The sequence below is a fragment of the Methanobacterium sp. BAmetb5 genome (assembly GCF_003491305.1).
GTDB lineage: Archaea > Methanobacteriota > Methanobacteria > Methanobacteriales > Methanobacteriaceae > Methanobacterium.
Genome location: NZ_CP022706.1, coordinates 72,501 through 95,970, shown reverse-complemented (window position 1 = coordinate 95,970; position 23,470 = coordinate 72,501). Strand labels below are relative to the sequence as shown.

Below are 23,470 nucleotides of genomic sequence, written 5' to 3'. Positions count from 1 at the left end.
ACTGTTTATGAAACTCTCATCACAGAAAGACCTTCTACTAGTTATCACCATCAGCGGGGCGGTTCTAATATTGAACTGGCTCGGACTGTTGAAAGGATCAGAGTTATCCACACTACTCACAATTTTTGCATTATTCCTACCAGGATACGCCATGATAACTGCAATCTGGCTTGATGATGAGAGCATGGGCTGGACAATGCGTGCAGGGGTGGGTTTTGTCCTGGGACTTATTTTTGTACTGTTTTTACCATTAATATTCAACAGTTTAAACTGGGGATATCTTGACAGTTATCTCTACTCCATACTCTTCATTCTGGCCATTCTGTTCTCTATATTGGCCATGGTTCGGCGTTCAGAGGGAGAGTACGAAGAAGAAGTGCTCCCTGAAGAGGGCCAGATCACTCTGGAGGAATCCATTGAACGGGCCGCATTACTGAGGCAACAAGCAGATGTAGAAGCTGATGAATACGAAGATTACTACTATGACGAAGAGTACCCTGAAGAAGGATACAGTGAAGAAGAGATTACTGGAGAGGAATACGATGAAGATGGACTTGCTGAAGATGAACACTTCACTGAAAAAGACTACCCCTTGGATGAAAGTGGTAAAAAAATAGAAGATTTAGAAAAAGAGAAATCCTTACAGTACGAAAGGGTGGAGGACTTCCAAAAAGGAGAAGAATATCCATCTGATGACGAACTGACTCCACCAGAAAAATCCAGGGTTGCACCCTTCAAAATAGAAGAACCCACCACAATATCCGATCTGGACTATGAGGCAGAAATGGATAAACCAGTCTGGGCAGAAGAACCTCCAGAGAAGAAATCTGGCTTTAAGAACTGGGACATGGCCATGATCCTCTTCTTAACTGGAATTTCCTTACTGTTCCTATATTTCAACCCCCTTAAAACCACATCCACTTCCATAATCTTCTTTATACTCTTACTTTTCATCATGGGTTACGCCGGGTTAACCATCGTCTTTCCGGATAAATCCCGTACCAGTACCCGGAACCTCCTCTTAGGGAGTACAAGTATAGCTATTGTTCTATTCATACTATCTTTCCTGGCCTGGAGAGTGGAAATATTACCTAATCTACCTAAATTTATTGTGAGGATACTGTTCGTGGCCTCAGTTCTACTTTCTGCCGGAGCGTTTATCCGGAAATGGCAAGTCACACATAAAGATGAGGCTCCCACTAAGGAAGCCCCGGAAGAACCAGTCCCAGAACCCGTTGAAGAAGTTCGAGAACAAAAGGAAATCCCTACTGTGGAGGAAACCCTTGACATAGATGAAGTTCCGGGAAAAAAGGCCAAAGAGGAAGTTTTGGAAAAGGAATTCAAGGAGAAAAAAGATCCACTGGCCTTCCTTAAAACTCTGGGCACATCCGAAACCACAGAGATCGCGGATAAAAAGGAAATACACCAAGAACCCCCAACTTTTAAGCCCCGCAACCATTATCTGGATATAATCATCGTGGCGGCCATCACCCTACTGACGGTGGCCTTTGTACTGATACCCCCACTCAACAAGACATTTATCCGAACCATACTGGGCGTCTTACTGGTTCTATTCATTCCAGGTTATTCCTTAATAGCTGCACTATTCCCCAAATGGGGGGATCTAGATGGTATTGAGAGGGCGGCTTTAAGTTTCGGTCTGAGCATTGCAGTTACTCCCCTTATTGGCCTGGCACTTAACTACACTCCATGGGGTATCCGACTGGACCCAATACTAGTTAGTCTTACCATTTTCACCCTGGCCATGGCCACCATTGCCTTTTTAAGACGTAGGAGATTACCAGATGAAGAAAAATTCTTCGTACCCTTTGGCCAATTTACAAGAAATATCAGAGAGTCATTTAAAGGAGAATCCAGGACAGAAAGGATACTGTCCATCATATTAATCGTCAGCATAGTGCTGGCCATTGCCACCACAGCTTACGTTATAGTAAAACCCAAAGAAGGTGAAAAATTCACGGAATTCTACATTCTGGGACCAGATGGAAAGGCCAGTAACTATCCCACTAACCTAACTACCGGTCAGAATGGGTCCCTGATTATGGGGGTGGTAAATCACGAGTACACCACCACTGATTATCTCCTGGTGATTAAGGTGAACAATAACACCCTGAAGAACCAGACCCTTACCCTATCCAGTGGGGAGAAAGTGGAAATACCCTACAACTTCACCGCAGGAACTACTGGCCAGAAGAAAATGGAGTTCTTACTCTACAAGCTACCAGATAATGCAACGGCCTATCGATCATTGCACCTGTGGTTGAATGTAAAGTAGAGATAAATCATCCCCTGAAAGGATAAATTGGGTGTTTGGTGACATCATTAATTCTTTTATTTATCTCTTCACCATCCACTCCCCTAATTCTCTAATAGCCCCATATCCCCTCATTTTTCCTGTTTATTCCTTATTTGCAGTACTTTACCAAAAGCCCTGTTTTTGTGATTTGTGTCACTAAAAAAAATAGTAAAGCTTAATTATAGGCTAAAAAAGATAATAACTTTGTCCAATTAATGACATTAAACACAGAGTATTTAATTTATGGCATTTCTCGGTGTTTATTGAGATTCAAACTTTATATTGCCATTGAAAGGAAAAAAATATATAGTAATAAAAAAAGAAGGAATATACATGATATCGACTGTTACCACAACCACCACTACTACAACCACCACTGCCGCAACATCCGCGGCCACTGCAACCACTGCAGTGACTTCTGCGGATATAATGGGCTACAGTTTGATTGCCGTGGTGGCACTTATCGCATTTCTGGCTTTAAAGGAGATTTTAAGCTCCGAAGCCACCAAAAACGCCAAGATTAACAATTTTATTAACAGCTCCAACGTGGCCATACTACCCCTACTATTTGTCTTCGGTGCAGTAGTCACCTACAAAGTTGTTACCATACTCTAAGGATGTGGTTTGAAATGAAAAATAAAGTAGGATTATTAGCCATCCTGGCAGTAGTCATAGTGGTTGTGGCTGTTTCCGGATGTAGTGACAATACTTCCAGTTCTAGTAATAATAATGCCAGTGCAATATCAGAAAAGGGAACTAAACTTGCAATTATAAACAACGGGACCACCTGGGCCCACGTGGAAATGGTGGGCAATGCCACCCATAAAAACGGGACCCAGATGACCTTCTGGGCGGACACATTTATAAAACCCAATGGAAACTTAACCATGGATTTATCTCAAGTTCTAGGCTATAACAACGAGCCATTACCTGCAGGAACAACTATACGGGTACAATCATGGAAAGGACTCTTCAACACCCAGGCAGGTGGAGAAGGAACCCTTAACATTGGATTTGAAGGTTGGTCTAACACTCGTTACCCAACTTCCAGTGCACAGGTTACCAGTGTCACCTTTAACCCATTAACTATCTTCGCACTTCCAGCTAACGTCACTGACAGCGTTGCATTTATGGCAACCACCCCTGAAGAACTGGCTAAAATACAGTCCATCGACACCACTGAACAGGAACCTCTCTATGAGGAAGAAGTAATTGTAGTGAACGCTGATGGAAGCGTAACCATCACCGTCACCAGACCTCCTGAACTGTGTCGGGCTATAGCAAGTCTTGTCTAAAAAATACAATTCCCCTCTTTTTTTATTTATTTTAACTTCTTTTGAGTTTATACTAACCAATTAGAACTATGGCTTAATTCGTAAATCCCGAATTATATTAACCGAAAGGATGATTCTTTATAAAAAAGAAGATAATTGATTACAATGAATCAAAAAATTTTAATCACTGCCCTGGTACTTGTAGTTGGTTTATCCACCCTTGCGGTACTGGAAGTTTCCAATGGATTCATAAGCGGACTGGTATTTGACCAGATACCCTACAACTACACTGCCAAAGTGTGGATCCCCCCTACTCATCCCGACGACCCAAACTCCTCATCCCTAGGAGGATTTTACAAGATCAATGGAAAGGGAAAAGATTTCCAATTCTATTTAAAACTATCTGGTGCGGAAGAGTCCGAGAGCCCCCTGGACTACACTGCGGAGGGACTTAATGGTACCGGCAGAATTGAAGAGATAAAGGTCACATCGGGGACAATTTACTCCCTGTTAACCCAGGATGTCAGGGGAACTATGTTCAACACCATCTTCCATGGTTATATGAACATGACCTGCGCCGCCTGGACCGGAGTTACCTACTTTAAGAATGATGGTAAAAATTTTGGGGGTAACTTCACCATTGACGGGACCATGACTGACTGGGAAGGTAATTACACCTTAAAATGGGAAACTTTCCGTATTGCAGCTACTGCTGATTACTTATGGTACCCCAATAACCAGAAATCCGTGGCAAAAAGAGTTCAAAGGACTTACTACCTTTAATTCCTTCTTTAGTCTTTTGGGTAGTTATAACTCCTTAAATTATTTCTTTATTTTTAGATAATTTCTAAATCTTTAAAATATGCTCTAAATCTTTAAAATTAATGCCAATCTTTAAATCTCAATTTATTTTAAAAAAATTAAAAAAAATATTCAGCTTATTTTCCCATAGCCCTGAAAATCATTCGGGAAACACTGTGCAGTATCAAACCAGTGAAAGCAATGAAGGAGCCAAAAATAGCTACTATACCAGCTAGTGCTGTTGGAAGCAAAGTACTAGAACCGCCGCTTAAATAGTCTGTGAAGAATTTCAAACTGAGTATAATCCCTATTGAAATCATTATAACCCCTGGTAGGGTAAAATAGTATAATGGGCGGTTGAATTCCATGTCCTGAAGGATTCGCACCAGGACACTTACACCATGGCTAACAGGGTTCTTTTTATGATGATTTATTTCCCCATAAGTAGCGGATATTTCCACTTCCTTAATCCTCAAACCAGCCTTAGCTGCCTCAATGAGCATTTCACTTTCAATGGTGTAATCAGGACTGCGGAAACGGAATACTGGTAAGGTGTGTCCGGCAAAGGCACGGAACCCGCTTTGACTGTCAGTAACGTCTAAATTTTTCCCACTGATGTTAGTGGCTGTGTCCAGGACGTTTTGTCCTACTCTACGGTAAGAAGGGGTTTCTTTCCCATTACCATTCAAGTAGCGACTGCCGTTCACCACGTCTGCTTCACCCTTGATTATGGGTTCTAACAGGCGGGGTATTTCACGGGGTTGGTGCTGACCGTCAGAATCTAGGGTGAGGATTATGTCGGCATCCCGGGCTGCTTGAAAACCAGTCTTAAGTGCAGCCCCCTTACCCATGTTTTGGGAGTGCATGAACACTTCCGCGCCGGCTAACTTGGCTATTTCTGCAGTTTTATCACTGCTGCCATCATCTACAACGATAACCCTTAGCACGTGCTGGCGAGTGCCCAGAACTACGCTGCCAATGGTTTTTTCTTCGTTGTAAGCAGGTATGATTGCGGTTACTTTAATTTAGGCCCCTCCTCCAAGTGATTATTCCTGTTAAAATTGTATTGTGGTATCAATATATATAATTGTTGTTAATATTGCCGTAAAAGCGAATAGGAGTAAGGCAAGAATACAATTTAATATGTAGTTATTAATATGTAAATACTACATATTATACATTATTATCAATAACGCCTTATTTAAAGTTAATCCTTTATGTTTTGAATTAATTCCAATTGAAATAGGTAAGGTCATGATTTTATTTGGTATTTTGGCTGAAAATAGTTTTATTGCGGTTTTTTCAGGATTGAATTTACAATCATGTCTTAAAATCTTTAGAATATGGAGAAAATCTTAGGAAGTAGTTAGAATTATATGTTAATAGGAATAAATCTTTTGATATCCTTTTTATTAGAATACTACTAACTTTAATGCTCTATCCCAATTAAGTAAAATGAGGAGTAATGAACTTGAAGATCACGGAAATGGTCAATGACAAACGTTTGAATATAGGATTGCCCAGTAATTACATTATAACCCTTATTGTATACCTTTTAGCCCTGATTGCGGCAGAACTTTTAACCACTTATGTTAACAAGATATGGGGCCTGTCTTTACACACCATTATCCTATTTGCACTCCTGGTGAACGCTTCAATGGTGGAATCACCTGATTTTGCCAACTTGCTGCGCAGTTTGATGCCCATACCTATTATACGTGTGGTGGGTCTTTCCATTCCCATGATGCAGATCCAGCCCCTCTACTGGTTCCCTATCGTGGCCATACCCCTATTTGCTGCCTCCATAATTCTCATGCGTAACCAGGGCCTGTCCCTGAAGGATGTAGGGATGACCTTAGGAGGTAATATAAAATTACAAGCCCTAATTGCTGCCACTGGATTTTTTTCCGGGATTATAGAGTTTTTCATCCTCAAACCAGCACCACTTATCGAACAGTTCACCCCGGCCCTTCTTATTGGGGCCTTCTTCATACTCTTAATATCCACTGGACTGGCTGAAGAATTGCTGTTTCGGGGGATCCTCCAGACCAATGTTACCAAAATGTTCGGAACAGTATTCGCTCTCCTTTACACGTCCCTGGTGTTTACCACCATGCACATAGGCTGGATATACTTTTCTGACCTGGTCTTCGTGTTCTCTGTGGCCATGTTCTATGGTTACTGCCTTATAAAAACCAAATCCCTTGTGGGAGTGACGGTGGCTCACGGAATATCCAATTCCATGTTGTTCCTGGTGATGCCCTTCGTTAATCTAGCTGCCTTTGGCATATTCTGAGTTTTAAAGTATCCATCAGAACTTATTCTGCGGGTTAAAAAAAGATGAATAGTATCTTAAATGAATGGTTTCTTAATAGAAAGAAATCTCAAAAATAGGAAAAATTTAACCCCTCCCCAAATGAAAGGGGTGCTTCTTTTAATTTATAAAAGGTACTTCAACCCTTATTCTCCTTCACCCTTCCGGTATTCATGGGTGAAGTGTGCATCGTAGAGCTTGGATGGAGTTACCTCATCTATACCAAGCACATCCCCCACCACAATAAGGGCGGTCTTGGTTATTCCGGCATCCTTTACCCGGTGGGCTATGTCCTCCAGGGTGCCCCTCACAATTTTTTGATCTTCCCAGCTGGCCTTCTGGACCACAGCCACCGGGGTTTGCCTGGTGTAGGCGGTCAAAAGTTCATCCACCACCTTCTCTATCATGTGCACTCCCAAAAATATACACATGGTAGCCTGGTGTTCGGCCAGTAAACGGATGGCTTCCTTCTCTGGTTTGGGTGTGCGCCCGGCGGGACGGGTGATGATAACTGTCTGAGAAACCTCAGGCTGGGTCAGCTCTGCTTCCAGTGCCGCAGCTGAGGCAAAGAGTGAACTCACACCAGGTATGATTTCATAAAGCACATCATGAGCCTTGAGGTACTGTATCTGCTCAGCTATGGCCCCGTAGATAGCCGGGTCTCCAGTGTGCACTCGGGCCACAAGTTTCCCTTCAGTGGCAGATTCGGCCATCATCTGGACTATTTCATCCAGGTTCATCTGGGCACTGTTGTGTATCTCTGCTCCTTCTTTGGCTCCCGATAAGACCTGGGGGTTTACCAGGGATCCAGCATATATGATGAGGTCGGCCTTTTCAATTACTTTGGCGGCTTTGATGGTGAGTAGTTCCGGGTCACCAGGACCGGCTCCAATGAAAATTACTTTGCCCTTCATTTTTTATCACTTTTTGAGTGTGCATTAAATTGTTTAGTATCTGACTTAGTTAAATTAAGTTTAAACTAGGAGTGTAATTTTGTGATGAATTCTTCCTGATGGTAAGAGTTACTTTTGGATTTGAATTCCCTGTTTAATAGTAAGAGTTACTTTGTGATTTGGAATTCCCTGTTTAATAATAGATTTACTTTGTGATTTGAATTTCTGCCGGATGATAAGAGTTACTTTGGATTAAGATTTTCAACTTTAATCAAGGTGACTGGTTCACTATAACTCGAATTTCTTTTCTTCCAGCTCTATAGACCCGTAGGGGCATTCCTGTATGCATATTTCACAGCATCCGCAGCTGGCCGGGTCAATGACTGCCTGTTCATTCTCATTCAGGGTTACGGTGTCCAGTCCAATCTGTACTTGGGGGCAGTGCTTGATGCATTCGTGCTGGCATTCATCGGCTTCACAGGTTTCATGGTCCACCACTGCGGACTTCATGGAGAAGCCCAGTGCCCGGCGCACAGCTTCCTTGACCTGGTATCCGGCCAGGTGGAGTATGGTGTCCCCCACCACGGGGTCGGTGGACATGCTGGCGTTGCAGGGGTAGTTGTGCAGTTTGGTCCCTGATTCCAGCTCGGCTTCCTCCGCCGGGAGCCCCTCAATGTTTTCGGCTATGAAGTGGGTGCTGCCACAGGGGGCAGTGCGGATTACTTTAACCTTCTTTATGAGGCCGTCGGATTCTATTTCCAGCAGGGGTCTTCCAAATTGCTGGGCGAATTCATCGATGTAGGTGTCTCCCACTGGTTCCAGGGAACAGAAAGGTTTGGGGAATACTATCTTAATTTCCGGGGCGGATTCTTCTATCTCCCGTTGCAGTCCCGGGGGTATCTGTGCCGGGTCGTGTATGGGTATGATCACTGATTGGGCACCGCTTTCCCGGGCGATGATGGGTACGATCATGTTGATATCCCCAAATAGACCCACAGCCAGGATTAAATCCGCCGGGGGTATGGATTTAGGTACGTACTGTTCAAAGTCATCTATGAACTCGGGGAGATCCTCGGGGATCTCCTCCAGACCCACCATGCTACTGGCCAGTCCCATTTCCGCCAGACTGTTGACAATTCGACTGCCATACTTCCCTGAACTTATTATGTAAAGTTTCATAGTATTCCTCTCTGCCCATTTTAGTTTTATACTCAATCTCAGTTAAAAGAACACTCTAAGTAATTAGTCCTATATTTTATAGTCCTTAATAAATTAGTTGATATTATCGCCGGTTTGACCTTTTTGAAAAATGCTCCAGTTTCAGGAATATTCCATTATCAAAAGTGTCCCATTATCAAACGTCCATTATGAGCTTCATTTAATGAAATTTGGATAACATCCATCTATCTTAAGCTGTCTAAATCATAGAAAATGGAAAAAATAGGTAAATAAGGGGGTATTGATATATTACACCTTCAGGAATTATGCCTTCAAGATTTTCTACCTTCAGGAATTATACCTTCAGGCCGAAGTTATTCCTTTAAGGCCCAGTAGCACCTTTTAGGGGAGATGATGGTTTCATCTTTTTTGAGTTCTTTCATTATTTTGTCAACTTCTTTTTTATCCACACCGGATATCTGGCTGACTTTAGTGGCATTTAATGGTTCCTCGGAGTCTTTGAATGCTTTAATTACCTTTTCTTTGTTATCCATTCATATCACCTCTTAGATTATTCCCTTTGAGTCCATATAATGTTTTTCACGAACAGTTCGATAAGTACAGAATAATATAATAAAATTAGTATTGATGAAAATATGTCAAATCCAAAAATTTATTTAATAAATCTATATTTTTTAGCTATGCGGCACATTGCATTATCACTTAAAACAATCCTTTGGGCTTTGTGTCTGCCAGTTTTAGTTATAATCACTGGATCACTAATTTTTCTGGCTTCACCAATTATTTTAGCCCCTTTGATAATCGTTCCTTCTTCAATATATGTACTCATTCAATCAATCCCAAACGTCCTTCTGACTCTAACTCCTCAAGAACTTGGCAAACGAATTCATAATCTAATTCAAGATCATCGGCAACTTCATAATCATAGGCTTCAGAATAACTCCTATAATAACCTAAAATCTCTTTTTTTGCAGTATCATAATTTATGTCACGTAAATTAATCACTTTTACCGCTTTGAGTTTATCCCTGATGGCTTCTCTTATAAAATCAGAAAAACTAAGATATATGCCTGCATCAATTAAATTTTGAATCTCTTCATTTTCACGAGAAGTAATTTTGGTACCCACTGCTTTTGGTTGTGGATTTTTTTCTTCAATTGATGATACAGAAGTCATGTTAGGTTATATATAGTTAACAATATATAAACATTCGTATGTACATTTAGATAAAACGTATTACATAAGATCATATCCTTTCAATTCAAATGGCCCATTTTTTATTTCAATGGCGTCCAGTGGGCATTCCTTCAGGCATATTTCACAGTAACCACAGGTGGCCGGGTCAATGCTGGCCTTCTTATCTTCCCGGAGGGTTATGGTGTCCAGGCCAATGAGTACCTGGGGGCAGCTTTTAATACACTCTTCCTGGCACTGGTCTGGTTTACACCTTTCCGGGTCCACCACTGCAGATTTAATGGCGTATCCCAGTCCCCTTTTTACTGCTTCCTTGATCTGGTAGCTGGCCAGGTGCATGCTGGTGTCCCCCACTGCCGGGTCAGTGCTGGTGCTGGCGTTGCAGGGGTAGTTGTGCAGTTTGTGGGCGGCCACCAGTTCGGCCTCTTCACTGGGTGTGCTCCACAGTCCCTTGGCAATGTAGTTGGTTGAACCGCAGGGTGCGCCCCGCAGGACTTTCACCTTCTTTATGTACCGGTCGGCCTTGATGACCAGTTGGGGTTTGCCGAATTTACTGGCAAACTCGTCGATAAAGGGGTCTCCCGTGGCCTGCAGTGAGCAGAATGGTTTGGGAAACACGATGTTCACGTGGGGTGCTGCTTCCTGGATCTCCTGCTGCAGTCCAGGGGGCATCTGCTGGGGGTCGTAGACCGGTATGATGGCCGAGCTTGCTCCGGTTTTACGGGCCACCTCGGGTACCACCATGTTGATGTCCCCGGAGAGTCCCACCGCTATGATCAGGTCGGCCGGGGGCAGGTTCTGGGGCACGTAACTGGCAAAGTCCTCTATAAAATCAGGCAGATCCTCGGGGAATTCTTCCATCCCCACAATATCCCCGGCCATTCCGTGCTCCGCCAGGTTGTTAACCACTCTGCTCCCGTATTTACCCGAGATTAGAAGGTAGAGTTTCATTTTTCCCTCCAATTTATATTTAAAGGTATTATTTTTTGCTCTTATTCCTTCAGTGTAATTTTCATACTTATTTACGCCATATAAATTCTGTTAAATTAATTAGGAACCTATTATATTCCAATTTAATCGGCGTCATCCAGTTTGCGGCATTTGAAGATGACAGTGCCCCCGTCGGTGTATGGTTTTCCCGGGTCAACACATTGCAGGTAGGCATGGTCTTCATCACCTTCCCTGGTGAGTCCCAGGGCCAGGGGTATCCAGTCATGTTCCAGGATAGTGGTGTAGTGTAAAATAGTAGATAATGCGTGGGTGCAGAGGGCGTCGGTTTTATCCAGGTCTATCTCCGGGTCCCGGATGGTAATGCAGTCCCCCTCCTGGTAAACCGGGCAGTGCCCCTTTATTTCATGGACAGTAATCTCCAACATAGGTGGTCCCCATTCCAAGATTAACTTGTTTAGTAAAGATTAACTTGTTTAGTATTTTTGTAAGCCCGGGTAAATAACCCTTGAGTAATGGGGTGTGGGGGTAATGATTAAAAATAAAATAGAGTATGTGGGTAATTTTTTTGGATTTGTTGGATTTTAAAAAATAATAGGAATTAAAATAGGATTTACGTATTTAAATAATAAAAAAGAGTAAATTTGGGTTTTTAACCCACTTTTACATTTATCGGCCTTACATTAATTCTTCCCGGAGGTCTATGGTGTCGGTCAGGTCTGGTCCGGTACTGATTATGGTCACCGGGACCTTGGTCTCGTTTTCTATTTCTTCCACAAACCTTTTGACTTCACCGGAAAGGGCACTGTAATCAGTCACCCGTTCACAGGATGGGTATAATCGGTCCACACAGGTCAGGGCTATCTGGGTGGCACCGTTTATCATACAGGATTCCCGGGCCATTTCCATGTCGAAGATTCCCACTCTTCGCCTTCGGCCGGTGACTGTTCCGTATTCTTCGATGTCCATCTTTTCTGCTTCTTCCTGGGTTATCTCGGAGGGGAATGGTCCTTCTCCTACCCGGGTGATGTAGGATTTGAAAACTACAATAACATCATCAATACGAGTGGGTCCTACACCAACATCAGCCGCAGCTGAGGAGGCAGTGGTGTCCTTACTGGTTACAAAGGGGTAGGTTCCGTAGTAGAGTGACAGTCCAAAGCCCTGTGACCCTTCAATGAACACGTCGCGTCCTTCATCCAGGGCAGTGTTCACCTCTAACGGCACGTCTGCCACGTAGCCATCCATGGCGTCCACGTCTATGGCCTGTTTAATGGTTCTAAGTGCCCGGTCACGGTTGGCTGGTCCGCAGCCAGTACCGGTACTTCCAATCTTCTTGAATAGGTGATCGGATCCCTTGTCCTGTTCCTTGTGTTCTTCTTCAATTATGGCGCAGCGATAATCAGCGAAGGTCCTGGTTTTTACCTGGTACTTGTTCAGGTAGTCCAGTTCATGGTGGAATACTGCTGGGTCCACCAGTACACCGGCACCTATAAGGAGTCGTGCTCCAGTGTGGACGAAACCTGATGGGATCATCCGCAGCCCATATTTTTCTCCGTTGAATTCTACTGAATGGCCTGCGTTGGGACCTACTCCAGCCCGGGCAATGATCTCCGGTTTGTCCTGGTTACAGAGGTAGGTGATGCATTTTCCTTTACCTTCATCTCCCCAGGCTCCGCCTACTAATATATTGCATGTCATGTGATCAATCCTCTCGATGATTTTAACCTCTTTTATATTGTCAACTGGCGCTTAAAAAGATTTTCCCCAAGGTAACATAAGAGAAAAATGGCTGTTAAAAGCACCACTCCATGTTTTTAGGTCTTTAATTTAGTTATGCCATGAGTATTACCTTTTACTGGTGGGGTTTGTTTCCCTGGGTTATGATCCTTTCAAATAGTTCCGGGGTGTACTTGCGCTGCATGGACACCAGTATATGCTGGTCCAGGGCTTCCTCCAGTATTTCCACCGTCAGCTTATCCTCACCCCGCCGGATGCGTATGGCCTGGGCTATCTGGGCTATGTCCCGGGCGTGGGCGAAGGTGGGTTTCAGGTTTTCTCCCCCATCCATGTAGGGGATGTACACGTTCCGGAATCTTTCCAGTACATCCGGGTCGTAGTCCTCCTTCAACTTGTCCAGGTTACGTTTGAAAACCTCCACAATCTCCTCGGGGCTGGGCACCTCCAGAAAGACGTGCAGTGGTGCCCGGCGGAGGTGGGCTTCGTCAATGATGGTAATCTCCAGGTTGGTGGACAGGGCCGGTATGAAGTGGGTGTGCACAATCACCGGTGCCCCCTTAACGTAGATGACGTCCCTCTTGTTTTCCAGGGGCACGATCATCCGGTTCAGGAGGACGTTGGGGTCCTCGTTCTGTCTTCCCAGGTCGTCCAGGAGGAGTACTCCTCCGTTGGCCTTGATTATGGGTGAGGTCTCGTACACTCCCTTGTTGGGGTTGTAGAGTGTTTCCATTTTCTCGGTGCTGAGCTCGGAACCGGTGAACACGAAGGGTGCGTAGATCTTGGCCCAGCGGGGGTCTCCGGGTTGTTCTGGTCGGAGTTTGTGGAAGTCCGGGTCCAGTAACTGTATTATATTACCACTGAACTCGATGTAGCGGGGTATGATAATGGGGGGCAGTATCTCCGACATTTTACTGGTGAGGAAGGTTTTACCGGTTCCTGGTGGTCCGTAGATGAAGAATCCTTTACCTCCAATGGCAGCTTCAGTTAGTACCTTCTTGGGGTAGGCCATTCCCACCACCTCGCGGAAGGCCTTCTCCACCACCTCGTGGGGTATGTCTATGGGGTAGCGTCCCTGGAGCTGGACTTCCATGATCTTGAAGTACTCATCGTAGGTTACCGGGGCCATTCCCATGTAGGGGTTTTCATCCATGAGCTTGGCTGCCTTGAGGTGACCCTGTTTCTTGATGGTGTACTCCACACTGGCAAAGAGGAATCCTCCTGCGGTCTGGGCCACCAGGTCCTCCTTTTCCATGGCTTTAAGGCACTGCTCCAGTATGTCCACGTGTAGTCCGGTGATTTCGTGGATCTGCTGCACCTTGATGTTACCGTAGGTGTTTATGATCTTCAGAATGAGGTTCTGTATGAAACCCTTTTCCAGGTCGATTTCATCCAGTGCTTTGGGTTCTTCCAGTACTTGGAAGAGTTTCTGCATTTTAACATCATGATAATAATCTGTTTCCATTTAAATACCGTCCAATAATATAGGGAATTTAGGTTTAATCTCGTAGTATTGTTACAACCCTTATTTTCGTGTCAGATTATCTTCATACGCCGAGTATTAATTTGTATTTCTTTGCAGTTAAAACTTCACATCACAGACACTAATGATTTGCCCCCTTTTTAGTGACATATTTCACATTATTTTAAGAATAAAACGATATCTTAAAAATAACATTAAGGTTATAACCATAATCAAAAATAGAAAGATAACCATCCATTTTAAAAATGAAATAACTCATTAAAAATTGAATATTCCTACAATAAACTATTATTGATAAAAGAAAAAAATGGGGGAAAAGAGGTTTTAGGGGTTCCCTCTATGATTAGCCATTAATCCGCCCAGTAGGCAACGGCTAGAGATCTGATGCTCATCCCCCTAAGCATTATTTTACGTTATTGCAGAGACAGTTAACTTTCCTTTAACATTTACTCCGGCAATAAAGACTCCTTTAATTCCGGTTTGATTGAACTCTATTGTACCATCAGATTCGCCACTGCCAACATTTACAGATTTACTAGAAACTACGTTGCTGGAAAAATCAGCATAGCCTTGACCTTCAGTTGGCACCACGTTTAAAGCGAAAACACCGAGAGTTGCCATGCTGCTTACATCTGTACCCCCAATACTAGTGGTAGCTGCTTGTAAACCTTGGTATTTGATTTTAACAGATTTTGCTCCTTCGGGTATTGTTACATTGTAATCTGAAGAAGAAGAAACACTGCTGTTGTCCTTGGGAAGATTAAGTTCAGCAACAACTTTTTCTCCAGAGCCGGTATTATTCCCAGTTTGTGTGCTGGTACACCCTGATGCCATTACCACCAAAATCAATATTGCTAAGATACCTGAAACTAGTATTCCATCTTTTTTCATTGAAAAACCTCCCTAAAATCTTATAATCTAATATGAACTTTAAATTATATATAAATTTATATAATTTAAAAAAGAATAGACATAATTTCAGATAAATTATAGAAGTTATGGTCATTTGTTATAATATTCAGGATAATTAATAAACATGCATCAATGTTTTAACTGATCTGAATTTTAAATAAAAAAAGGGGGAAAGAGGTTTTAAGGGTTTTCCTCTTATTGTTTTTTCCGGGTAGTGATAAATCCTCCGAATAGCTAGAACTATTCCAAAAAGAAGAAAATAATACCTTAAAAAAGCTTCTCTATATAAATGAATTCTAATCATGTAAAGAAAAAATATTTGGCTGTTAAAAAAGGGTGTGAAGGGGTAGTTAGTAGGTAGATGTTCTATTTATGAACCGTAGTTCATTTATGAGCATAGTAGAACCTTAACTGGCCATCCTCTTTCCCGTCCAGTCTGGCGAATCCTATTCTCTCCATCTGCACCACGTCATCCACTTCCACCGGAGAGATGGATTCCTCGGCGTAGCCGGAAACAATGGTGGCGTCGGGCATTACCATTTCTGTTTCCACGGCATTGGTGGCTGGTACCCACTGCACTATGTGGGCCTTAGCTTCCCGGGCCTCGTCTAGGCCTTCACTGTGGTATTGGGCCTGTCCATCCTGGAAGGTGATGTTCACGGCATCCATCAATCGGAGGACTTCACCGGGCTGGGTGGGTATATCTTCACTGTCCAGGTAGACTCTTCCGTTGAAGTTCAGGGCACGCATTCCCCGGTCCAGGTGGTCAGGGTGGAGTGGTCTTTCCACGGTTCCCATTAGTGATTCTGGTACACCCTCTATCTCCACCAGCTGGGGGTGGGCCACCATGAAGTAGCGGTTGGCCTTCTCTTCCAGGAAGGTGCGGTTGAGTCCGTAGATCTTCTTCCAGCTCACAGCAGTGTCGGCCATTTTGACTCCGATCTCGGTCATGAGCTGGCGTATGGCCTCGGCCTGTATTCCCCGGCGGGCTATGGCCCGGATGGTTCCCAGGCGGGGGTCGTCCCAGCCACTGTAGATGCCGTCTTCTATTCCCTGCCGTGCCTGGGAGGTGGATAGTGGTATGTCCTCCATTTTAAGGCGTCCGTAGTGTATGAACTCCGGCACGTCCCAGTCCAGGTGGTGGTAGAGGTATTCCTGTTTTTCACTGTTGGCCAGGTGGTCCTTACCACGAAGAACGTGAGTAACACCCAGGAGGTGGTCGTCCACGGCCACCGAGAAGTTCATCATGGGGTAGACCCGGTACTTATCTCCTACACGAGGGTGGGTTTCCTCCACCACCCGCATGGCCACCCAGTCACGGATGGCCGGGTTTTTGTGTTTTATATCGGTTTTGACCCGGAGAACCATTTCTCCTTCACTGCTCTGGGGCATTTTCTCCCACAGGGCCAGGTTTTCTTCCACCGTGGCGTCCCGGTGGGGGCAGGGTTGGGAGGAATCCTTGAGTTCCTTGAACACGTCCCCGGGGCAGGTGCACATGTAGGCCCCTCCCTGTTTTATGAGTTCCTCGGCCAGCTGGTAGTAGATCTCCATGCGGTCGGACTGGATGATCTCTTCCTCCCAGGTGACTCCCATCCACTTCAGGTCTTCGGGTATCATTTGGTAGGCGTCAGGGTCCACCCTTCGAGGGTCTGTGTCTTCAACCCTCAGGATTAGCTTACCTTCGTACCGTTTACGGTATTCATCGTTGGAAAGTGCAGCCCGGGCATGTCCTATATGGAGGGGGCCTGATGGATTTGGGGCAAAACGTAGCACCACCCCGTCCTCAGTATGGGGTAAATCCGCCAGCCCCTTGACCTTTTCCTGTTTTTTCTTTTCCTGGTATCCTCCCCGGTCTTCCAGTTCGTGGTCCTGGTCCTGGGCTGACATCTGATTTACAGTTTGCACTATCTGGGCAGCGGTTTTGGAAACTTCCCCGGCGTTTTGACGGTACTCGGGGTGTTTGCTCATTATCATCCCGATAACTGCCCCGGGCTGGGCCTGGCCTCCGTGTTGGGTGGCGTTGATAAGAGCGTACTTGCGAATGATTTCTTCCAGTTTATCCATGTCATCACTTCTTCTGGTAGGTTAAAAAAATAAATTAAATAGTGTAATTTTGAATTAGAAATTTAGGAAATTAAAAAAATTAAAGGGGGAATTTAGTTACTGCGCTGGAGTACAAAGTCCGCAATGAGTAGGAGTGCTTCCCGGGCCGGGCTGTCATCTAATACATCCCGTAGTAACTGTTTGGCCTGGTTAACATCTTCTTGGGCCACCTGCCAGGCATACTCTATGGAGCCGTATTTTTCCATGATCTCCATGGCCTCGGACACATGTTCATCACCTTCTTCTTTGAGGATGGTTAGTAGTCGGTTATGGTCCTCTTCACTGGCTCTGGCCAGGGCGTTTACCACCAGGAGGGTCATTTTACCCTCTACTATGTCACTGCCCACTGGTTTTCCCAGGTCCTCTTCACTGCTGGCCACGTCCAGGTAATCGTCCTGTATCTGGAAAGCCATACCAATGAGGCGGCCATACTCGGAGAGGGCTTCGATCTGTTCATGTGTTCCTCCCCCTACTATGGCTCCGGCCTTGGTGGCCGCGGCAATAAGGGCTGCGGTTTTCTTGAAGATCATGTTGAGGTATTCTTCCTCGGTGACATCGTTGCGTTCGGCAAATCCCATGTCCAGGGCCTGGCCTTCGCAGATCTTCACACAGCTGTCCACCACGGCGTTGAGTGCGGGTAGGATGGTGGGTGCTGGTACTCCGTCTTCTTCACTCCTCATCACGGTTTCAAAGGCCTTGGAGAAGAGGGTGTCCCCGGCGAGTATGGCGGTGGGTTCTCCCCAGAGTACGTGTACCGAGGGTTTTCCCCTTCGTTTTTCATCCTGGTCCATGATGTCGTCGTGGATGAGGCTGAAAGTGTGGATGAGTTCCACTGCTGCCCCGGTTTTCAGGGCGGATTTCACCTGACCACCCACTGCTTCGGCGCTTAGTACCACCAGTGAGGGCCGTAGTTTCTTCCCGCCGGCTTTGACCAGGTGTTCTGATGCCTGGCGCAGTGTTTCCGGGTCTACTTCTTCCAGGGCTGCAGTTATCTCCTGGTCTATGTCTGCAGAGTATTTTTTAAGGATATCGGTTACTTCCATAATTAAATACCTCCGTTGAAAACCTGTGCCTGTCCATTTCTCAGTACGTGTATGTCGTTTCCCATCTTGTATCCTTCTTCTTCGGCCATTTCAGTGTAGGCTGCCAGCATCTCCAGGTCTCCGTGGGAGGGGATGATGTGTTCTGGTTGCAGCATGCGTATGAAATCACGGTGGTCTTCTCGACCGGCGTGACCGGATACGTGGGCGTTGGTGTAGATTCTTGCCCCGTTACCCTTTAAACGTCGTTCCATAAGGTTACGGTTGGCGGCGTTGGTGGGGTTGGGTATGATTGGTGCGCTGATAACCACGTTGTCACCGGGGTGGACGTTGAAGTGGGTTTTTCCACTGGCTATCCTGGGCAGGAGAGCATCTGGTTCTCCCTGGTGTCCAGTGGTGACCAGAATGTAGTCGGAACGTTTTTCCTCGGCACGGGCCAGGGCCCGGTTAACTGATTTGGGGCTGCCGAAGATACTGGCACTTTTTGGTAGTTCCAGTAATCCCATTCTCTCGGCGATACTGCCGAAACGTTCCATGGATCTTCCCAGTAGCAGGATCTTCCGGTTGCTTTTCTGGGCGATGTTACAGATGGCCTGTATACGTTCAATGTGGCTGGAGAAGGTGGTGACCAGTAGCCCTTCCTTGGAGGTGAGCATGTCCTTCATTATGTCTTCCAAAACAATACGGGCCACCTTTTCCGAGTAGGTTTTCTCCTGCTTGGTCTCGGTCATCCGGGTGGTTTCCACAATGAGGGCCAGCACTCCCTTTCTTCCCAGCTGTCTTAACCGGTCGTAATCTGGTGGTGGGCTGAGCATCATGTGGTTGTCAAATTTGAAGTCATTGGCATAGACAATGATACCTTCGGGGGTGTGCAGTACAGGGTGGACTGCCTGGGGTATACTGTGGGTGGTGTGCACGAACTCCAGGGTGATGTCCGGGGAGAGTTGCATTTTCTCTCCGGCGTTTAAGACCTGAAGGGGGTTGGAGACTTCGAATTTCCTCTCCTGTTTTATACTGTTTTCCGCCAAGGCCAGGGTGTATGGTGTTCCAATGAGGGGTGCGTCGTAGCGGTGGGCTAGTTTGGCCACTGCTCCAATGTGGTCCAGGTGTCCGTGGCTGAATACTATGGCCCGTACCTTTCCATCCACATCCTTCATCAGGGTGTCGTCAGGGATTACTCCCCTTTCAATCAGGTCCAGACTGTGCATCCGTGCTATATCTGTGTCTTCGTGGATGTGAATCCGGTCCAGGTTGATTCCCATATCAAATATGACTACATCATCCCCCACCTTTACTGCGGACATGTTTTTGCCCACTTCTTCATAGCCCCCTACGGCGATTACTTCTACACTCATAAGGATGACCTCCTTGCATAAATTTTAGTATCGTAGCCCCTTTCCTGGAGCCATTCTCTGGTTTTTCCCTGGATTACCAGGTCTGTGTTCTGTAGTTCTTCTAGGTTGGATGCTCCCACCAGGAACATGGCCACCTTCATCTGGTTGATGAAGTTGTGGAAGAAGTCCTGGAGGATTTTCTCTCCCTGGTAGGATGCCTTGAGTACGGGCAGAGCCATTCCCACGGCATCGGCTCCCAGAGCCAGTGCTTTTACTGCTTCCAATCCGTTCCTTATTCCCCCAGAGGATATAACTGGTATTCCCACGCTTTGTGAGACTTCCACTGTGCTGGCTGCGGTGGTTATTCCCCAGTCCCAGTAGAGTTCTCCCATGGATTTATCCTGGGAACGGTGGGTTTCCACTGCTGCCCAGCTGGTTCCTCCAGCTCCGGCCACATCTATGGCCTTGATTCCTGCATTTTCCAGTAATTGAGCGTCGTTTCCACTGATGCCTGCCCCGGTTTCCTTGGCAATCACCGGGATGCTGGTGTTTTTCACAGTTTCCTGGATGTTTTCCAGGTATCCTCTACTGTCCACATCTCCTTCGGGCTGGATTGCCTCCTGGAGTGGGTTGAGGTGGATGGCCAGTGCATCCAGGTCCATCATTTCCGCAGCCTTCTGGGATAATTCCATTTGAGGAGCTCCTATGTTCCCGATTATGAGGGCTTCGGGGGCTTCCTGGCGGGCTACGGTGTAGGTGGATTCCAGTTCCGGGTTTTCCACTGCGGCACGTTGGCTTCCCAGTCCCAGGCCTATGTTGAGTTTTCCTGCAACCCGGGCCAGTTTCTGGTTCACAACTTCTGAGGCCGGGTGTCCGCCGGTTATGGCAGTTATTATAAGGGGTGCATCCAATTTTTTCCCTAGTAGTGATGTGGATAGGTCTATTTCTTCCTGGTTTACTTCCGGAAGGGCTTTGTGGACCAGTTCCACATCTTTAAATCCTGTTTTTTTATGGTATTCCACATCGCTGTGGGTACATAATAGCAAATGCTCTAATTTTCTATCTGAAATCATAATCTCTTCCTATGGTCTAATTTCATTTTTCACCATTTCTAGTTTTTTATTTCATTCAATTCTTTTTTAATGTATTTTTTTATGATTTAATGCTCTTAATTTTAGTTATTTTACTTATTTTATGATATTTAATTGATTTTTATGATTTAATATTCTTAAATTTCTTTTTTTAATTATTTAATGTTCTTTAATTAATATTTTAATGATTTATGCTCGTGAATCTATGATTATATGAATTTGTGAGTTTTAGTTGGTTTAATTCAAGGCAATGCTTTGGGAATTATTATTTCCGTATAATGGTCCCCCGAACTTTTTCACCCTTCAGGGCGTTTTCCAGGAGTCCTTCACATCCTACATTTATTAGCTCTGATTCGATTCCTTTCTCGGCTAGTTCCAGGAGTTCTGCCAGTTTACCGGCCATTCCACCAGTTACATCTACGGTCTGGGCTCCTTCCAGGAATTGGAGGTCCTCCAGTGATTGCACCATTTCCAGTAACTGAGCCTGGGGGTGTTTTTTAGGGTCGCGGTCGAATATTCCATCCACATCGGAGCCCAGGATGATCCTCTCGGGTTTTAGTTTCGCGGAGAGGTAACTTACCAGCTGGTCACCGGATATCACTGCCATCTTCAGGTCTTCCTCGGCATCCAGGACCACATCTCCGTAGAGTACGGGTACCATTCCCATTTCCAGGTATTTTTCCACCATTTCCAGATTGGCGGATTCTATCCTTTTTCCCCGACTGGTTATGAATGATGAGGGGGGTACAGCCACTGCTGGTATTTGGTGGTTCAGGAGGTAGTGGCATACGAAGTGGTTGAGGTTTTTAACCGAGTTCTGGGTTAGGGTGAAGCCCATTCTTTTCTCCCGGAGCTGGTCCGGGGTGGTGATGGGGCTGCCAATGGAGTATTTCCTGGCGTGCAGGTGGCCGAAGCTACCGGCCCCGTGTATTATGATGAGTTTTTCCACCTTGGCCTGGGCAATTTCACCGGCTATGCGGTCCAGGTTCACCGGGTCCAGGGTGGGTTTGGTGGCATCCTTGCGGGTGATAACACTCCCGCCGAGTTTGAGGATAATCATTTATGAAGGTTCTCCTGTGAATTTATGAAGGCTCTCCTGTGATAATCAATGTAGGTGGACACATTTTCAGTTTAATAGGGGTGAGGTTAATCACCAGGTCACTCCCTGGGAGGATATCCCTACCTGGAATGCGTTTTCTATTGATTCCAGTTCTACCAGTACTTCACGGGTTTTCCCGGGGCAATAGGCAATTATGCTGCCCCCTCCACCGGCTCCGGTTAGTTTGGAACCCAGGGCTCCGGCGTGGCGGGCCCGGTATACCAGGCGGGATAGTTTGTCGGTGTTGACTCCCAGTGCATCCAGCAGTCCCTGGTTGATGTTCATGAGTTCCCCCACCTCTTTTTCTTCGCCCTGGATTATGGACTCCCGGGCCTGGTTGGCCAGATCTTCCATGACCTCCAGTATGGGGTTTACTATGGTGGGGTGTGCTTCCCGTAGCTGGCGCACGCCTTCCACCAGGGCTCCGGTGTTGCCGGGCTGGCTGGTGTATCCCACCACCAGGGGCATTTCCAGGGCCGGTTTTATCTTCAGTGCTCCCTTTTCACGGGTGAAATAGACAAAACCTCCCTTGGTGGATACGGTAGTGTCAAGGGGGCTGGCTGCTCCCTGGACCTGGAGTTCCACCTGGTGGGCGGTGTGGGCCAGTGTTTCCAGGGTCATTTCTTCCTGAGTGTAACGGGCAGCGGCTGCCAGAGTGGCCACGGTTATGGCTGCAGAAGACCCCAGTCCTGCCCCTATGGGTATTTCCAGGTCTACTTCCACTTTTAATCCGTCCATTGGTGTTCCCATCTGGGATAGTGCCACCTGGATGTATTCCATAATCCCGGCGTCAAATTTACCGGGTTCCATTTGGGAACCATTCACCCGGGTCACCCGTCCGGTTTCATGATTTATAACTGCGTCGATGTCCAGTTTGGGTATTTTAACTTCTGTGTTGTCGTTGGTTCCTTCTTTAAGGGTTACTCTGGCTCTTTTATCTACGGCCACGGCAATGGCTGGTTTACCATAGACCACTGCGTGTTCACCAAAAAGGATGGCCTTGCCTGGTGCAGATGCCCTGACTTTCATTGGATTGAACTCCGTTCACCTAAATATGTTCGACTGCTACTTCTATACGTATAAACCTTCCTTTCAATTTGTTTTTTCCCTTTTAGATTACTTGTGAGATTGATTAACACTTTTTATTATAATTACTTCTATGGGATCGTCGGGTAATAAACTCACCACATTCTGGAGGTGTGATTTACTTGAACAGGGCTGCCGCGTATCCTACCACGGAGTTTCGGTCTCCGCCGGTGTCACCACTGGTGGCGTACTGGAGGATTTTAGCTTCCCGGGCACCCATGCCCTGGACTGCTTCCATGGTGGCGGTGACTGGTCCGTAACCGCACATGGTCACGTTGTATTCCTCTATACGTTTTACCATTTCCACTTCATCCATACGTGCTATGGCTTCCAGGACTTTTTCATCCTGGGCCTGGGCCACTTCCTGTGGCGGGTAATGGGTGAAGTCGGTGCTGGCAATGACCACTGTGTCCCGTTCCAGTTTACTGATGGTGTGGGCAATGGCTTCTCCCAGTTCCCGGGCTGTTTCCAGATCCTGCATCATCATGCACACCGGAACCATCTGGAAGTTGGGGCCTATGTCCTGCAGGAAGGGTAACTGTACCTCACAGCTGTGCTCGTTAATATGGGCTGTGGGGTCGTCATCCAGGAGGGGATAGTAGTTTAATAGTTCGGTAGCGAACTGGCTATCGATTTCCACTTCTCCCAGGGGAGTTTCCCATGAT

General features: G+C 45.9%; 23 protein-coding genes (1 of these 23 running past the window's edge). 5 read left to right on the top strand and 18 right to left on the bottom strand.

The features are described 5' to 3' along the window. Positions 1-7: 7 nt before the first annotated feature. The 4 genes from CIT02_RS00525 (at position 8) to CIT02_RS00510 (ending at position 4,374) form a co-directional block, all read left to right on the top strand. A complete protein-coding gene (locus CIT02_RS00525; RefSeq protein WP_292613000.1) occupies positions 8-2,296 on the top strand; it encodes a DUF1616 domain-containing protein in 2,289 nt (762 codons plus the stop codon). Positions 2,297-2,650: 354 nt separating this feature from the next. Continuing rightward, a complete protein-coding gene (locus CIT02_RS00520) occupies positions 2,651-2,932 on the top strand; it encodes a hypothetical protein (protein WP_048073785.1) in 282 nt (93 codons plus the stop codon). Positions 2,933-2,946: 14 nt separating this feature from the next. Next, complete coding sequence (locus CIT02_RS00515) at positions 2,947-3,612, top strand: hypothetical protein (RefSeq protein ID WP_292612997.1); 666 nt, start codon at positions 2,947-2,949, stop codon at positions 3,610-3,612. Positions 3,613-3,756: 144 nt separating this feature from the next. Next, a complete protein-coding gene (locus CIT02_RS00510) occupies positions 3,757-4,374 on the top strand; it encodes a hypothetical protein (protein ID WP_292612995.1) in 618 nt (205 codons plus the stop codon). Between the two features lie 155 nt (positions 4,375-4,529). Here the strand turns inward: CIT02_RS00510 and CIT02_RS00505 are convergent, their stop codons facing one another. Next, entirely contained in the window at positions 4,530-5,399 is an 870-nt protein-coding gene (locus tag CIT02_RS00505) for a glycosyltransferase family 2 protein (RefSeq protein WP_394340423.1), read from the bottom strand. 464 nt (positions 5,400-5,863) lie between these two features. On the opposite strand from CIT02_RS00505, the gene CIT02_RS00500 reads away from it, so the two are divergent. Continuing rightward, positions 5,864-6,688 (top strand): CPBP family intramembrane glutamic endopeptidase, encoded by an 825-nt coding sequence (locus tag CIT02_RS00500; RefSeq protein ID WP_292612993.1) that lies wholly within the window; start codon positions 5,864-5,866, stop codon positions 6,686-6,688. Positions 6,689-6,852: 164 nt separating this feature from the next. Here the strand turns inward: CIT02_RS00500 and cobM are convergent, their stop codons facing one another. From cobM to amrB, 17 genes are all read right to left on the bottom strand, one after another. Continuing rightward, entirely contained in the window at positions 6,853-7,620 is a 768-nt protein-coding gene (gene cobM / locus CIT02_RS00495; protein ID WP_292612991.1) for a precorrin-4 C(11)-methyltransferase, read from the bottom strand. A 267-nt stretch (positions 7,621-7,887) separates the two neighbouring features. Beyond that, positions 7,888-8,778, bottom strand: coding sequence for a DUF166 domain-containing protein (locus CIT02_RS00490; RefSeq protein ID WP_292612989.1), 891 nt, complete (start codon positions 8,776-8,778; stop codon positions 7,888-7,890). A 353-nt stretch (positions 8,779-9,131) separates the two neighbouring features. After that, complete coding sequence (locus CIT02_RS00485) at positions 9,132-9,311, bottom strand: MarR family transcriptional regulator (RefSeq protein ID WP_048071955.1); 180 nt, start codon at positions 9,309-9,311, stop codon at positions 9,132-9,134. Positions 9,312-9,430: 119 nt separating this feature from the next. Continuing rightward, positions 9,431-9,607, bottom strand: coding sequence for a hypothetical protein (locus tag CIT02_RS00480; protein ID WP_292612986.1), 177 nt, complete (start codon positions 9,605-9,607; stop codon positions 9,431-9,433). Further along, on the bottom strand, positions 9,604-9,954 hold the full coding sequence (locus CIT02_RS00475; protein ID WP_292612984.1) for a ribbon-helix-helix domain-containing protein: 351 nt from the start codon (positions 9,952-9,954) through the stop codon (positions 9,604-9,606). Before CIT02_RS00475 ends, CIT02_RS00480 begins: the two co-directional genes overlap by 4 nt. Positions 9,955-10,014: 60 nt before the next feature. Continuing rightward, complete coding sequence (locus CIT02_RS00470) at positions 10,015-10,923, bottom strand: DUF166 domain-containing protein (protein ID WP_292612982.1); 909 nt, start codon at positions 10,921-10,923, stop codon at positions 10,015-10,017. 122 nt (positions 10,924-11,045) lie between these two features. After that, a complete protein-coding gene (locus CIT02_RS00465) occupies positions 11,046-11,348 on the bottom strand; it encodes a TIGR04076 family protein (protein WP_292612980.1) in 303 nt (100 codons plus the stop codon). Between the two features lie 250 nt (positions 11,349-11,598). Next, complete coding sequence (locus CIT02_RS00460; RefSeq protein ID WP_292612978.1) at positions 11,599-12,621, bottom strand: adenylosuccinate synthetase; 1,023 nt, start codon at positions 12,619-12,621, stop codon at positions 11,599-11,601. Positions 12,622-12,775: 154 nt separating this feature from the next. Beyond that, positions 12,776-14,122, bottom strand: coding sequence for an ATP-binding protein (locus CIT02_RS00455; protein WP_292612976.1), 1,347 nt, complete (start codon positions 14,120-14,122; stop codon positions 12,776-12,778). 426 nt (positions 14,123-14,548) lie between these two features. Further along, positions 14,549-15,031, bottom strand: coding sequence for a hypothetical protein (locus CIT02_RS00450; RefSeq protein ID WP_292612974.1), 483 nt, complete (start codon positions 15,029-15,031; stop codon positions 14,549-14,551). 405 nt (positions 15,032-15,436) lie between these two features. Further along, positions 15,437-17,116 carry a glutamate--tRNA ligase gene (locus tag CIT02_RS00445; RefSeq protein ID WP_292612972.1) on the bottom strand — a complete coding sequence of 560 codons (1,680 nt, stop codon included), beginning with the start codon at positions 17,114-17,116 and terminating at the stop codon, positions 15,437-15,439. Between the two features lie 92 nt (positions 17,117-17,208). Beyond that, positions 17,209-18,198: a short chain isoprenyl diphosphate synthase IdsA gene (gene idsA / locus CIT02_RS00440; protein ID WP_292612971.1), complete on the bottom strand. Its 990-nt coding sequence runs from the start codon at positions 18,196-18,198 to the stop codon at positions 17,209-17,211. 2 nt (positions 18,199-18,200) lie between these two features. Continuing rightward, positions 18,201-19,550, bottom strand: a complete 1,350-nt coding sequence (locus CIT02_RS00435) for an RNase J family beta-CASP ribonuclease (RefSeq protein ID WP_292612969.1) — start codon at positions 19,548-19,550, stop codon at positions 18,201-18,203. Continuing rightward, on the bottom strand, positions 19,547-20,602 hold the full coding sequence (gene fni, locus CIT02_RS00430; protein ID WP_292612967.1) for a type 2 isopentenyl-diphosphate Delta-isomerase: 1,056 nt from the start codon (positions 20,600-20,602) through the stop codon (positions 19,547-19,549). Before fni ends, CIT02_RS00435 begins: the two co-directional genes overlap by 4 nt. Before the next feature lie 283 nt (positions 20,603-20,885). Then, a complete protein-coding gene (locus tag CIT02_RS00425; RefSeq protein ID WP_292612965.1) occupies positions 20,886-21,680 on the bottom strand; it encodes an isopentenyl phosphate kinase in 795 nt (264 codons plus the stop codon). A gap of 90 nt (positions 21,681-21,770) precedes the next feature. Further along, positions 21,771-22,748 (bottom strand): mevalonate kinase, encoded by a 978-nt coding sequence (gene mvk / locus CIT02_RS00420; RefSeq protein WP_292612963.1) that lies wholly within the window; start codon positions 22,746-22,748, stop codon positions 21,771-21,773. 175 nt (positions 22,749-22,923) lie between these two features. Further along, positions 22,924-23,470: the 3' portion of an AmmeMemoRadiSam system protein B gene (gene amrB / locus CIT02_RS00415; protein ID WP_292612961.1), read on the bottom strand. The gene runs 296 nt beyond the window's last position; 547 of the gene's 843 nt are visible here — the last part of the coding sequence; its start codon lies off the right edge, out of view; its stop codon occupies positions 22,924-22,926.

Bases quoted from the DNA above. Each gene is read 5' to 3' on its own strand.
- CIT02_RS00525 (WP_292613000.1), top strand. From the start codon at position 8: ATGAAACTCTCATCACAGAAAGACCTTCTACTAGTTATCACCATCAGC.
- CIT02_RS00520 (WP_048073785.1), top strand. From the start codon at position 2,651: ATGATATCGACTGTTACCACAACCACCACTACTACAACCACCACTGCC.
- CIT02_RS00515 (WP_292612997.1), top strand. From the start codon at position 2,947: ATGAAAAATAAAGTAGGATTATTAGCCATCCTGGCAGTAGTCATAGTG.
- CIT02_RS00510 (WP_292612995.1), top strand. From the start codon at position 3,757: ATGAATCAAAAAATTTTAATCACTGCCCTGGTACTTGTAGTTGGTTTA.
- cobM (WP_292612991.1), bottom strand. From the start codon at position 7,620: ATGAAGGGCAAAGTAATTTTCATTGGAGCCGGTCCTGGTGACCCGGAA.
- CIT02_RS00490 (WP_292612989.1), bottom strand. From the start codon at position 8,778: ATGAAACTTTACATAATAAGTTCAGGGAAGTATGGCAGTCGAATTGTC.
- CIT02_RS00485 (WP_048071955.1), bottom strand. From the start codon at position 9,311: ATGGATAACAAAGAAAAGGTAATTAAAGCATTCAAAGACTCCGAGGAA.
- CIT02_RS00480 (WP_292612986.1), bottom strand. From the start codon at position 9,607: ATGAGTACATATATTGAAGAAGGAACGATTATCAAAGGGGCTAAAATA.
- CIT02_RS00475 (WP_292612984.1), bottom strand. From the start codon at position 9,954: ATGACTTCTGTATCATCAATTGAAGAAAAAAATCCACAACCAAAAGCA.
- CIT02_RS00470 (WP_292612982.1), bottom strand. From the start codon at position 10,923: ATGAAACTCTACCTTCTAATCTCGGGTAAATACGGGAGCAGAGTGGTT.
- CIT02_RS00465 (WP_292612980.1), bottom strand. From the start codon at position 11,348: ATGTTGGAGATTACTGTCCATGAAATAAAGGGGCACTGCCCGGTTTAC.
- CIT02_RS00460 (WP_292612978.1), bottom strand. From the start codon at position 12,621: ATGACATGCAATATATTAGTAGGCGGAGCCTGGGGAGATGAAGGTAAA.
- CIT02_RS00455 (WP_292612976.1), bottom strand. From the start codon at position 14,122: ATGGAAACAGATTATTATCATGATGTTAAAATGCAGAAACTCTTCCAA.
- CIT02_RS00450 (WP_292612974.1), bottom strand. From the start codon at position 15,031: ATGAAAAAAGATGGAATACTAGTTTCAGGTATCTTAGCAATATTGATT.
- CIT02_RS00445 (WP_292612972.1), bottom strand. From the start codon at position 17,116: ATGGATAAACTGGAAGAAATCATTCGCAAGTACGCTCTTATCAACGCC.
- idsA (WP_292612971.1), bottom strand. From the start codon at position 18,198: ATGGAAGTAACCGATATCCTTAAAAAATACTCTGCAGACATAGACCAG.
- CIT02_RS00435 (WP_292612969.1), bottom strand. From the start codon at position 19,550: ATGAGTGTAGAAGTAATCGCCGTAGGGGGCTATGAAGAAGTGGGCAAA.
- fni (WP_292612967.1), bottom strand. From the start codon at position 20,602: ATGATTTCAGATAGAAAATTAGAGCATTTGCTATTATGTACCCACAGC.
- CIT02_RS00425 (WP_292612965.1), bottom strand. From the start codon at position 21,680: ATGATTATCCTCAAACTCGGCGGGAGTGTTATCACCCGCAAGGATGCC.
- mvk (WP_292612963.1), bottom strand. From the start codon at position 22,748: ATGAAAGTCAGGGCATCTGCACCAGGCAAGGCCATCCTTTTTGGTGAA.